This is a genomic window from Demequina sp. NBRC 110052, from assembly GCF_002090075.1.
Lineage (GTDB): Bacteria > Actinomycetota > Actinomycetes > Actinomycetales > Demequinaceae > Demequina.
The window spans coordinates 338,232-350,397 of the sequence record NZ_BBRI01000002.1 but is presented as its reverse complement, the minus strand read 5'-3'; the positions used below and the strand labels follow the sequence as shown (position 1 = coordinate 350,397).

The 12,166-nt window shown below is 69.7% G+C and carries 9 protein-coding genes and 1 pseudogene; 7 read left to right on the top strand and 3 right to left on the bottom strand.

The genetic code is table 11. From position 1 onward, the window contains the following. The first annotated feature begins 41 nt into the window (after positions 1-41). From B7K21_RS01645 to B7K21_RS01630, 4 genes are all read left to right on the top strand, one after another. Complete coding sequence (locus tag B7K21_RS01645) at positions 42-1,001, top strand: ROK family glucokinase (protein ID WP_084073221.1); 960 nt, start codon at positions 42-44, stop codon at positions 999-1,001. Between the two features lie 26 nt (positions 1,002-1,027). After that, the gene (locus tag B7K21_RS01640; RefSeq protein WP_084073218.1) at positions 1,028-1,753 is read left to right on the top strand and encodes a 1-acyl-sn-glycerol-3-phosphate acyltransferase; all 726 of its coding nucleotides are present in this window, start codon (positions 1,028-1,030) and stop codon (positions 1,751-1,753) included. A 98-nt stretch (positions 1,754-1,851) separates the two neighbouring features. Further along, positions 1,852-3,051, top strand: a complete 1,200-nt coding sequence (locus B7K21_RS01635) for a pyrophosphate--fructose-6-phosphate 1-phosphotransferase (protein ID WP_084073215.1) — start codon at positions 1,852-1,854, stop codon at positions 3,049-3,051. Positions 3,052-3,058: 7 nt separating this feature from the next. Next, positions 3,059-4,408 (top strand): class II 3-deoxy-7-phosphoheptulonate synthase, encoded by a 1,350-nt coding sequence (locus B7K21_RS01630; protein ID WP_084073212.1) that lies wholly within the window; start codon positions 3,059-3,061, stop codon positions 4,406-4,408. A 72-nt stretch (positions 4,409-4,480) separates the two neighbouring features. Here B7K21_RS01630 and pknB read toward each other — a convergent pair whose 3' ends face one another. Both pknB and B7K21_RS01620 read right to left on the bottom strand, forming a co-directional pair. Beyond that, positions 4,481-6,439, bottom strand: a complete 1,959-nt coding sequence (gene pknB / locus B7K21_RS01625; protein WP_144016015.1) for a Stk1 family PASTA domain-containing Ser/Thr kinase — start codon at positions 6,437-6,439, stop codon at positions 4,481-4,483. A gap of 79 nt (positions 6,440-6,518) precedes the next feature. Further along, the gene (locus tag B7K21_RS01620) at positions 6,519-7,901 is read right to left on the bottom strand and encodes a LysM peptidoglycan-binding domain-containing protein (RefSeq protein ID WP_234989131.1); all 1,383 of its coding nucleotides are present in this window, start codon (positions 7,899-7,901) and stop codon (positions 6,519-6,521) included. Positions 7,902-7,975: 74 nt separating this feature from the next. Here B7K21_RS01620 and B7K21_RS01615 point away from each other — a divergent pair, with 74 nt between their 5' ends. Further along, positions 7,976-8,323: an Rv2175c family DNA-binding protein gene (locus B7K21_RS01615; protein WP_084073207.1), complete on the top strand. Its 348-nt coding sequence runs from the start codon at positions 7,976-7,978 to the stop codon at positions 8,321-8,323. 52 nt (positions 8,324-8,375) lie between these two features. Here the strand turns inward: B7K21_RS01615 and B7K21_RS01610 are convergent, their stop codons facing one another. Beyond that, the gene (locus tag B7K21_RS01610) at positions 8,376-9,446 is read right to left on the bottom strand and encodes a polyprenyl synthetase family protein (RefSeq protein ID WP_084073205.1); all 1,071 of its coding nucleotides are present in this window, start codon (positions 9,444-9,446) and stop codon (positions 8,376-8,378) included. 113 nt (positions 9,447-9,559) lie between these two features. Between B7K21_RS01610 and B7K21_RS01605 the strand changes: the two genes are divergently transcribed. Together B7K21_RS01605 and B7K21_RS01600 are read left to right on the top strand one after the other, a co-directional pair. Next, complete coding sequence (locus B7K21_RS01605; protein ID WP_084073202.1) at positions 9,560-10,597, top strand: DUF4192 family protein; 1,038 nt, start codon at positions 9,560-9,562, stop codon at positions 10,595-10,597. Positions 10,598-10,883: 286 nt separating this feature from the next. Continuing rightward, a pseudogene (locus B7K21_RS01600) lies at positions 10,884-12,128 on the top strand (RNA polymerase sigma factor); the annotation flags it as partial. Positions 12,129-12,166 lie beyond the last annotated feature (38 nt).

Below are 12,166 nucleotides of genomic sequence, written 5' to 3'. Positions count from 1 at the left end.
ACCCTTGTGCACCGGGGAGACGAGCCAGGAGAGCGAGGGTCATGCACGCCATCGGAGTGGACATCGGAGGCACCAAGATCGCGGTGGGCGTCGTCGACGCCGACGGGCGCATCGTGGCGAAGCTTCGCCGTGAGACGCAGCCTCAGGATCCCGCGAGCATCGACGCCGCGATCGCCGATGCCGTGGCCGAGCTTGCGCAGACGTACGAGTTCCACGCGATCGGGCTCGCCGCTGCAGGCTTCGCGAGCTCTGACCGGAACCACATGACGTTCGCTCCCAACATCGCGTGGCGCGAGTACGCGCTCGGCGACAAGGTGCGCGAGCTCGTCGGCCGTGACGACGTCGCCGTGGTCGTCGAGAACGACGGCAACGCCGCTGGCTGGGCGGAGTACGTGCACGGCGCTGGCCAGCACGCCCAGAACATGACGATGATCACGATCGGTACCGGCATCGGCGCCGCGCTGATCGTGAACGGCGAGCTGGTGCGCGGCGCGTACGGGTTCGCCGCAGAGCTCGGCCACATGCGCGTCGTTCCCGACGGGCTCCCGTGCGGCTGCGGTCGCCGCGGCTGCTGGGAGCAATACGGCTCGGGTTCGGCGCTGACGCGCGAGGCCCGACGCGCGGGCATCGAACGCGAGGTGCGCGCCGCAGCCCTGCTGGCGCGTGCGGGCGGCGACGCCGCACGCATCGGCGGTCCCGACGTGACTGCTGCGGCGGCGGAGGGAGACGAGCTCGCGATCGAGCTTCTGCACGACCTCGGCACGTGGATCGGCGAGGGCCTGGCATCCGTCGCAGCGATCCTCGATCCAGAGGTCTTCGTGGTCGGAGGTGGCGTGGTCGCTGCGGGTGACCTACTGCTGGAGCCCGCGCGTCAGGCGTATGCCGAGCACGTGCCGGCCCAGGGCCTGCGTCCCACGACGCCCATCGTCGCGGCCGAGATGGGCAACGATGCGGGTATCGTCGGTGCCGCGGCGCTCGCACGCGAGGCCGTCGTCGGCTGACATCGATCCAGGAGGCTAGGGGACGGATGTACTACGGACTGTTCAAGCACGTGCTGCTCGGGCCGCCTCTGAAGGGCTACTACCGCCCGTGGGCCGAGGGCACGGAGAACGTCCCCGAGTCCGGCGGAGCGATCCTCGCCTCGAACCATCTGTCCTTCTCCGATTCGGTGTTCCTTCCGCTCGTCCTCAAGCGCAAGGTCGTGTTCCTCGGTAAGGAGGAGTACTTCACCGGCAGGGGTGTGAAGGGCTGGGCGACCAAGGCGTTCATGGAGGGTGTCGGCACGATTCCGGTGCACCGTGGAGGTGGACGCGCGTCGGAGGCGGCGCTGCGCACCGGGATGCAGGTGCTGCAGGGCGGCGAACTGCTCGGCATCTATCCCGAGGGCACCCGCAGCCCCGACGGCCGCCTGTATCGCGGAAAGACGGGCGTTGCGCGCCTCGCCATCGAGGCTGGCGTTCCGATCGTGCCGGTCGCGATGATCGGCACCGACGTAGCGCAGCCGATCGGGCAGAAGGTGCCCTCGCGCGCGGACATCGGAGTGCGCATCGGCCCTCCGATCTCCATCGGCGACTACCGCGGCAAGCAGGACGACCGCGACGCGCTCCGCGCGCTGACCGACGAGGTGATGGCAGCGATCGCCGCGCTGTCAGGCCAGGAGATCGCCGACCGCGACGCCGCGCAGTACAAGCGCGAGCTCGATCGTGCGGCGCGTGAGGCGACCGACGCGTCGGACGGGCCCGCGCAGGCCTGACGCAGGCTCGCACGCACGGGACCGATGGCCGTCGGCCCCGTCGAGCGCGCACCCCTAGAATGACTGAGGATTCCAGACAGCCGAAGAAAGGTACTGCCATGTCGGTTCGCCGCGTCGCACTGCTCACCGCGGGAGGCTTCGCCCCCTGCCTCTCGTCCGCCGTGGGCGGCCTCATCGGTCGCTACACCGAGATCGACCCGGACATCGAGATCATCGCCTACCAGCACGGCTACTGGGGCCTGCTGCGCGGCGAGTACGTGCAGATCGGCGACGCCGTGCGTGCCAAGGCGGGCATCCTCCACGAGTTCGGCGGCTCGCCCATCGGCAACTCGCGCGTGAAGCTCACCAACGTGGCCGACTGCGTCAAGCGCGGACTGGTCCAGGAGGGTCAGGACCCGCTGGCTGTCGCGGCCGAGCAGCTCAAGGCTGACGGCGTGGACGTGCTTCACACGATCGGCGGCGACGACACCAACACGACCGCCGCCGACCTCGCCGCGTACCTGCACGAGAACGACTACGAGCTCACCGTGGTGGGCCTGCCCAAGACGATCGACAACGACATCGTGCCGATCCGCCAGTCGCTGGGAGCCTGGTCGGCCGCCGAGCAGGCGTCGGTCTTCGCGCAGAACGTCATCGGTGAGCACCGCTCGGCCCCGCGCATGCTGATCGTGCACGAGGTCATGGGCCGTGCGTGCGGCTGGCTGACCGCCGCGGCCGGCATGAAGTACCGCGAGTGGGTCAAGGACCAGGAGTGGGTGCCGGAGATCGGTCTGTCGCAGGACCGCTGGGACATCCACGCGCTGTACGTGCCTGAGGCCTCGATCGACCTCGATGCCGAGGCGGAGCGCCTCAAGGCGATCATGGACTCGACCGGCAACGTCAACATCTTCCTCTCGGAGGGTGCCGGCGTGCCCGAGATCATCAAGGAGATCGAAGAGGCCGGCGGCACCGTCGAGAAGGACCCGTTCGGTCACGTGAAGCTGGACACGATCAACCCTGGCAACTGGTTCGCGAAGCAGTTCGCAGAGCGCATCGGTGCGGAGAAGGTCATGGTGCAGAAGTCGGGCTACTTCTCGCGTTCCGCGCGCGCCAACGCAGAGGACCTGCGCCTGATCAAGTCGATGACCGACTACGCCGTAGAGTGCGCCCTGCGCGGCGAGCCCGGCGTCGTGGGCCACGACGAGGAAGACGGCGGCCGCCTCAAGGCCATCCCGTTCCCGCGCATCGCCGGCCACAAGGCGTTCGACGTGAGCACCCCGTGGTACACGGAGATGCTCGCCGAGATCGGGCAGGCGTAGCGCCCGCATGAGCGAGGAAGCCCTCCAGGCGGCGGGCATCGACTCGTACCTTGAGTACGAGGCGAAGCAGCAGCCGTCCTGGCCAGACCCGGATGCGCTCGCGCGCGCCACGGAGCGCCTCAGGCAGGTGCCTCCGTTGGTGTTCGCGGGAGAGGCTGACGTGCTCCGTGAGCACCTCGCGGCGGCAGGCCGCGGCGAGGCGTTCGTCCTGCAGGGCGGCGACTGCGCCGAGATCTTCGCGGAGGCGACGGCAGACCGCATCCGCAACAAGATCAAGACGATCCTGCAGATGGCGGTCGTGCTGACGTACGGCGCATCCACGCCCGTCGTGAAGATCGGTCGCATGGCAGGCCAGTATGCGAAGCCGCGCTCGTCGGACTCCGAGACGCGCGACGGCGTGACGCTGCCCGCCTACCGTGGTGACATCGTCAACTCCTTCGCGTTCACGGAGGAGTCTCGGGTGCCGAACCCCGAGCGACTGCTGGACGCTTACCACGTGTCCGCGTCCACGCTGAATCTGATCCGTGCGTTCACCACCGGAGGCTTCGCGGACCTGCGCCGCGTGCACCAGTGGAACAAGGGCTTCGCGGCGAACCCTGCGTACGCCCGGTACGACCAGATGGCCTCAGAGATCGACCGCGCTGTGCGCTTCATGGAGGCCGCCGGGGGAGAATTCGACGCCCTGCGCACGGTTGAGATGTTCTCGAGCCATGAGGCGCTGCTGCTCGACTACGAGCGTTCGCTCACTCGCATCGACTCGCGCTCTGGCCTGCCGTACGACTGCTCGGCCCACCTGTTGTGGATCGGCGAGCGCACGCGCCAGTTGGACGGCGCGCACGTGGAGTTCATGTCGAAGATCCACAACCCCATCGCGGTGAAGCTCGGGCCGACCAGCACGGCGGCCGACGCGATCGCGCTGGCGGAGCGCCTGAACCCCGAGAACGTGCAGGGTCGCCTGACCTTCGTGGCGCGCATGGGCGCTGACAAGGTGCGCGACGTGCTGCCCTCGATCGTCGAGGGCGTGCGCGACTCGGGCGTCTTCGTCACGTGGCTCACGGACCCGATGCACGGCAACACGTTCACCTCGGACTCGGGTTTCAAGACCCGACGCTTCGACACGATCCTCGACGAGGTCACCGGCTTCTTCGAGGTGCACCGCGAGCTGGGCACGGTCCCCGGCGGCCTTCACGTCGAGCTCACGGGCGACGACGTGACCGAGGTCATCGGCGGCGCCGAGGAGATCGACGACCAGGGCCTCGCCTTCCGCTACGAGACCAAGGTGGACCCGCGCCTGAACCACCAGCAGTCGCTGGAGATGGCGTTCCTGGTCGCGGAGCTGCTGAGCCAGCGCGACTGACGCACCGTACGTCGAAGGGGCGGGCATCCACTGGATGCCCGCCCCTTCGTGCGTCTGCCGCCTCGCGGCGGCTCAGTTGTAGATGAGGACGATGGCCGTGCCCTTCTCCACCTCCTGGCCGGGGGTGAGGGACTGGTCCACGATGGACTCCTTGGAGCTCCACGGCCACTTGCCGTACATGGTGACTTTGAGGCCAGCATCCTTCGCCGCCTTCTGCGCGCCCTGCGCGTCCATGCCCACGTAGTCGTCGACCGTGACAAGCGGCAGGCCCTCGGACACGGTGATCGTGACCGCCTGGGTGCGGAACCCATCCGACGTTGCGGCCGGGTCCTGGAGGTAGACCTCGCCCTTGTCGACGTCCTCGGTGCGGCCGTACTCGACGGTGACGTTGAGCGCGTAGCCGGCGAGCACGTCGCGCGCCTCCTCCTCGCTCAGTCCGTAGACGTCGGGGATGCTGATCGGCTCGGGTCCGTTGGACACCGTGAGGTTCACGGGCGTGGAGTGGCGCACTGACGCCCCTGCCTCCAACGAGGCCTCCATGACCTGGCCCTGCGGCACGGTGTCGCTGTAGGGGCGTGCGATCTCGCCTGCGGTGAGGTCGGCATCTTGGAGTGCGGCGAGCGCGTCGGCTTCCTGGATTCCCACGAGCGTGGGCACCTCGACCATGCGCGGGCCGAGCGACACGACGAGCGTGATGTCCGAGCCGTTGAGCACGCGGCTCTGCTGGCCGGGCTCAGTCTCGATCGCGAAGCCTTCCGGCACGGCATCGTCGTTGCGCGAGTCGGTGGAGACGACGAATCCTGCGGCGGTGAGGATGTTCTCGGCCTGCTCGGCGCTCTGTCCGTCCACGTTGGGAACGGTGGTGTAGGCGCCGGGCCCGATCGCGGTGTACCACCACAGTCCCAGCGCGAGGAGCGTGAGGATGGCCGCGATGATCGCGCCGATCCACAGCCCTGCCTTGTTGCGGGTGGGGGCAGGGGAGATCGCCTCGGGGTCGTCCTCGACGATGATCGCGTCGACTACGTCGTCGTCTGCGAGCGCGGCGAGGCCGACGGGCAGTGCCACCGTGGCTCCTGAGGGCGCCGGATCGAGCACGGTCGTGGCGTCGCCGTTGCCCAGGTCGACCGGCACGGCGCCGGAAGGAGGGTCGGCGCGGCGGTCGAGCGTGGGGTCGTCCATGATGGCGCGGGTCTGGCGGACGAGCGCGAGAGCTGCCGCCGCGTCGGCCGGGCGCGCGTCGGGGGAGCGGGAGGCGAGGTGCTGCACCAGGTCGTCGAGCTCGGGCGGGAGCCAAGGGACGAAGCTGGACGGCGCGGGGACGTCCTCGTGGACGTGGCGAGTCGCGACGTCCACGGGCGTGTCGCCGGTGAACGGCTGGCGTCCGGTGAGCATCTCGAACAGCAGCACGCCGACGGCGTACACGTCGGTGCGGGCGTCTGCCTCGCCGCGGGACACGAGCTCGGGTCCCAGGTAGGCGACGGTGCCCATGATGACGCCGGTGGGTGCGGTGGCGCTGACGTCTGTGACGGCGCGTGCGAGCCCGAAGTCGGCGACCTTGGCGCGGCCGTCCTCGTCGATCAGGACGTTCTCGGGCTTCACGTCGCGGTGCACGAGCCCCTGCCGGTGCGCGGCGGCGAGCGCGTCGAGCACCTGCTCGGTGATCGAGAGGGACTCGCCCAGCGACAGCGTGAGCTCCTGGGCCATGCGGTGGCGCAGGTTCTCGCCGTCGACGTACTCCATCGTGAGGTAGGAGATGTCGCCGTCGACGCCCTGGTCGTAGACGCGCACCATGCCCGGATGGGTGAGCCTGGCGGCGGCACGCGCCTCGCGGCGCACGCGCGAGGCGAAGGCTGCAGCGTCGGCGTCCTCTGCGACCTTGGAGTGCATGACCTTGAGTGCGACCTCGCGCTCGAGGCGGCGATCGAAGGCGACGTAGACGGTCGCCATGCCGCCGATGGCGACGCGGTCGCGCACCTCGTAGCGGCCGTCGATCAGACGGCCGAGGAGGGGGTCGGTGAGGGTCTCGGACACAGGCACATTCTAGGCAGGGGACGGATGGGCTCTCGGGAGGCGCCGCCGCTGGCGGGGGGTCTCCCTCACAACGCGTCGCTCAGTCGAAACGCTCCATGAGGGCGAGGACGCTTGCGACGTAGCGCTCGGTGTCGGCGAACATGCCGTACTTCCGTACGGAGGCTGCGCCCTGGTAGTAGCCGGCGATCGCGGTCTCGAGCGAGGAGCTGGTGCGCGTGAGCTGGCGCAGGATCGCGACGCCCGCGGTGACGTTGTCCTGGGGCACCAGGAGATTGAGGTCGCGCCCCACGAGGTCCGATGCCCATGCGCCAGACGTGGGGATCACCTGCATGGTGCCGATCGCGTTGGCAGGGGAGACGGCCCGCATGCTGAAGCCGGATTCCTGGTAGGCGATCGCCTGCGCGAGCGCCGTGCTGACGCCCATGCTCTGGGCGGTCGCGACGACCATGGACTGCATCTGCGCGCGCGTGGGCACGTCCATCGCGAGCAGTGTGGCCTTGTTCTGATTCGCGGACGCGACGACCGGCGCTGAGTAGGTCCGTCCCGCGAAGCTGTCTCCCACGAGGCCCGAGGCGACGGCGCCGGGCACGGTGAGGCTCTGCCCCACGCGGATCAGGGAGGGGTTCTTGATGCCGTTGGCCTCGACGATCGCGGCCACCGAGGAGCCGTAGCGAGCGGCGATCGCTGACAGGGTCTCACCGGCGCCGACGCGATGGATCGCCGTGCTAGTCCCGAAGGACGAGATGTTCTCGGGCGTGGCGAGCGTGGGAGCGACCGATGCGGCGGTGCCGCCCGGCGCGGTGGCGCCGGGGATGGTGAGCGTCTGGCCGATGCGGATCACGGTGCGGGAGCCGAGCCGGTTCGCCTCGGCGATGGCCTTGACGGAGGTGCCGTAGGCACGCGCGAGGTCCCAGACGGTGTCTCCGGGGGCCACGGTGTGCGTCAGGGTGGTCGCGGCGGGGGCTGCGGTGGGTGCGCTGCCCGACGCTGTGGCGCCGGGGATGGTGAGCGTCTGGCCGATGCGGATGACCGCGTTGGACCCTAGCGAGTTGGCGTCCACGATCTTGGCGACGGTGGTGCCGTACCCGCGCGCGAGGTCCCAGACGGTGTCGCCTGGCGCGACCTGGTGGGTTCGCGCGCTGCTGGTCGGCGCGTCGGCGTCTGTGGGGATCGTGAGCGTCTGCCCCACGTAGATGGTCGCGCGGTCGTCAAGGTCGTTCGCGCGGACGATCGCGCTCACCGTGGTGCCGTACTGCGAAGCCAGGGCGCTGACGGTGTCGCCCGAGCCGACGCGGTGGCGTTCGTCGGCTTCGGCGGACACCGTGCTCAGGGCCGTGACGGCGAGCGCGGCGAGCACGGATGCCGCGGCACGGCAGGTGCCTCGTCGTGGTGTTTCGGGGGCGCGCGTGGGCTTGTTCACGTCTGTCTCCATGCCGTAACGGATGCGTCTAATGTGACGCATGTGACAAATGTGACTGTAAGTCATGCGTCGGCGGTCGGCAAGACCTGGACCCGGGTTTGTACGCTGTCCCCGTGATGGATGAGATTGAGTGGCTGTCAGTGCCCGAGTTCGCTGAACGGATCGGCGTGGAGGCCTCGCGCGTGCGAGACCTGCTGCGCGAAGGGCGCCTGATCGCGGTGCGACGCGGGCCGAACTCGGCTCTCGCGCTCCCCGCCGACTTCATCGTCCCCGGCGATCACGCTCCGCATGTGCTCGCGACCCTGCACGGCACGTTCACGCTGCTGAAGGACGCGGGCTTCACCGACGACGAGACGATGAACTGGCTGTTCTCGCCATCCGAGGAGCTCGGCGGAACTCCGATGCACGCCCTGCGCGAGGGTCGCCGCGCCGCGGTACGTCGCGCCGCTCAGACCGAGCTCTGACCGCACGCCCCACACGGGCGACACGTGCCACGAGTCGCGTGAGACGCGCGGCTCAGGCGTCGCGTGCGGTGAGGCGTCGGCCCAGTTCGAGGAGCCGGTCGCGAGCGGTCGCCTCCAGCTCGAGAGCTGCCAGCGCATCGAGCGCGGGCCTTGCCAGCGCGTCGATGCGTGACTCGGCAGCTTCCAGGGCGCCCGAGGCAGTGATGGCGTCGACGGCGCGCGCGAGCGCGGCGGCGTCGATGTCCTCGACGCCGAGCGCCGCGCGCACCGCGTCCCTGGTGGCGTCGTCTCCGTGGGTCCAGGCGTGCTGAACGAGCAGGGTGCGCTTGCCCTCCCGCACGTCGTCGCCGGCAGGCTTCCCCGTGACGGCAGGGTCGCCGACGAGGCCGAGCACGTCGTCGCGCAGCTGGAACGCGATGCCGAGCGGCACTCCGATCTCTCGCATGGCCTGCACCTGCGCGTCGGTGGCACCTGCGAGCGCCGCGCCGATCGCGAGGGGGTGCTCGCACGAGTACGACGCGGTCTTGGAGCGCATCGTGGCGAGGATCTGGTCCTCGAGGCCGTCGAGTGCGTCGAGTGGCTCTGCGGCGATCCGCATGTCAAGGTATTGACCGGCGGTGCACAACTCGGCCATCTCGGCGAACAGCGTCATCGCGCGCGCGCCGTCACGGTGGGGCGCGCACGCATACGCGAGCGCACGCTGCGCGATCATCAGCGCGATGTCGCCCGCGAGGATCGCGCTCGCGCTGCCGAATGCCACGGCATCGCCATCGAGGCCACGGTCGCGGTGCAGCGCCTCGAACCGCCGATGCGCTGCCGGGGCGCCTCGGCGAGTGTCGGAGCCGTCGAGCACGTCGTCGTGGATGAGCGCTGCCGTCTGGAACCATTCGACGGCTGCGGCCGCGCCGAAGACGGCGACGTCCGACCCGCCGTGCGCCGCGTGCGCGGTGACCAGCAGCTGCGCGCGCAGCCGCTTGCCGCCACGAGACGCCGCAGCGAGCGGCCCCAGCAGGTCGTCGGCGTGAGCGCCGAGCGGCGCGATCGAGTCCGATGCGGCGTCGAGTGCGGCGACGATCGACTCGTCGACGCGGGCGACGACAGCGGTGGGGGAGAGATCGAGCACGCGCCCAGCCTAGGCCGCGCGCGGTCGTCCACAGCCACTCGCGTGAGGCGAGTTCTCCACGAACATGAGGGGCTCGGTCCCACACACCGCTCGGCGCCGCTGAAGTGGGTTCCATGACAGCGCGACGCAGAACCACCTCCCATCACGCCTGGCTGGCCGCTCTGGCCGAACTCGTGTATGCAGTCCCGCCCGAGTCGGTAGCGGTGGTGGCGCTTCGCGGTGACGGGAGCGTCGGCATGGCCGCGAGTCTCGATCGCCGCGCGTGTCTGATGCCGGAGATCGCGGCCTCGTTCGCGGGCTCCGTGGTGACCCATTGCCGTGCGATGAGGTTCCGGCGCTGCGCGATCGTGTCCTTCACCGACGCCCGCGTCGACTGGGAGTGCGCCGCAGGAGAGCTCGTGCGAGAGGGGCTTGAGGGCCTCCTGGAGGTCGAGGACTCGCTCGTGGTCAGCGCCGGACGCTACCGCTCGCCGAGCTGCGCGGATCCGCACTGCTGCCCTCCGGGTGGGCGCCGCCTGCCAGCAGCGCGTGACGCCTCACAGGCCTCCCGGGCACGGAAGGAGGACGAGCGAGCGCATCGGACCTCCGCGCGCCGCGCGGGGGCACGTTCGCGGCGGAAGCGTGAGCTCGATGCGTCCGTATGGCGCGAAGAGGCTCACGCACTGTGGCGCGCCGCGCTCGCAGACTCCGCGGACGCCACCGACGCGTGGGGGGCCGCCGACGGCCTCGCCCCGCCCGTCGTCGGGCGGCTCGGCGATGCCTTGACGGACAGCGCGGTGAGGGACGCGCTCATCCTGGAGGTCTTCGGCGCGGGCGCGACCGCTGTACGAGAGACGCTCGCGGGCGTGCCGTCCGACGACACGGATGCGTGCCTGGACGGCGTGATGCGCGGTGATGCGCGCCCCAGTCCGCGATCAGTGGAGGCGTTCGATGCGGTGCTGATGCGCATCGAGGATCTGTGCCGCGGACGCTCCGGCGCGGAGGCGTCCGCAGTGCGCGCGTTGCTGTCATGGTGGTGGGGAGATCTGGCATCGTGCCTGGCATCGGCTCAGGCGGCTATCCGGCGCGACGACGAATGCAGGCTGGCGGCGCTTCTGTGCGAAACTGCCACCCGTGGCCTCCTCCCGGGATGGCTTCGCGAAGTGGGATGAACCGCCTGATAACGGGCGTCGGGCCGCGAAATTCGCTGTCGAGCCGGGAGCATCGGGCTTGCGCTGGGCGTTATACTTTAATGGATTTGCGCGAGGCGGTCAGAAGCCTCCGAGCTTCCCCAGCCCCGGAGAGGTCATCCATGCTCAGGCCACCGTTCCCGCCGCGCGGGACCTCGGGGGCGCACAGCATGGCCGCGCCGCTCGGGGACTGAACCGCAAAGGGCAGCCACCAGCAAGACCTCAGAGACCGGCGTCGCGCCGGTCCCCATGATGTTGAAGGAGTAGGGCCACGACTACCGCCGCCAAGAAGCCCGCCGCCAAGCGGAGCAGCGCCAAGGCCGCATCGGCCGCCGACGAGAACGTCGAGACCACCGAGACCGCGGAGAAGAAGCCTGCCGCGAGGAAGCCCGCCGCGAAGAAGCCGGCGACGAAGTCCTCGGGCAAGACCGCCGCGAAGGCCTCCACCAAGGATGAGCCTGTCGAGGAGGCCGAGACCTCGGACGACGAGATGACCGAGGAGCCCAGCGCCGAGGACGTCAAGGACGAGAGCGACGAGTCGACGGGCTTCGTGCTCGGCGGAGCGGACGACGACTCTCCCGTCCAGCAGGTCACGACGGCCGGCGCGACTGCCGACCCCGTGAAGGACTACCTCAAGCAGATCGGCAAGGTCGCGCTGCTCAACGCCGAGCAGGAAGTCGATCTCGCCAAGCGCATCGAGGCTGGCCTGTTCGCCGAGGAGAAGCTTGCGGGCGGAGAGAAGATCGCCCCCAAGATGCGACGCGAGCTCGAGTGGATCGCGAACGACGGTCGTCACGCCAAGAACCACCTGCTCGAGGCAAACCTGCGTCTCGTCGTCTCGCTCGCGAAGCGTTACACCGGCCGCGGCATGCTCTTCCTGGACCTGATCCAGGAGGGCAACCTGGGCCTGATCCGCGCCGTTGAGAAGTTCGACTACACCAAGGGCTACAAGTTCTCGACCTACGCGACCTGGTGGATCCGTCAGGCCATCACTCGTGCCATGGCCGACCAGGCCCGCACCATCCGCATCCCGGTGCACATGGTCGAGGTCATCAACAAGCTCGCGCGCGTGCAGCGCCAGATGCTCCAGGACCTCGGCCGCGAGCCGACCCCCGAGGAGCTCGCGCAGGAGCTCGACATGACCCCCGAGAAGGTCGTCGAGGTGCAGAAGTACGGCCGCGAGCCGATCTCGCTGCACACGCCGCTCGGCGAGGACGGCGACTCCGAGTTCGGCGACCTCATCGAGGACTCCGAGGCGGTCGTCCCGGCCGACGCCGTGGGCTTCACGCTCCTGCAGGAGGAACTGTCGAAGGTCATGGACACGCTTTCGGAGCGCGAGGCCGGCGTGGTCGGCATGCGCTTCGGCCTCACCGACGGCCAGCCGAAGACGCTCGACGAGATCGGACGCGTGTTCGGGGTCACCCGCGAGCGCATTCGTCAGATCGAGTCCAAGACGATGTCCAAGCTCCGTCACCCGTCGCGCTCCCAGGTGCTGCGCGACTACCTCGACTGAGCGGCACACCGCGCGCGATCGAGAACGGCCGCCCCTCT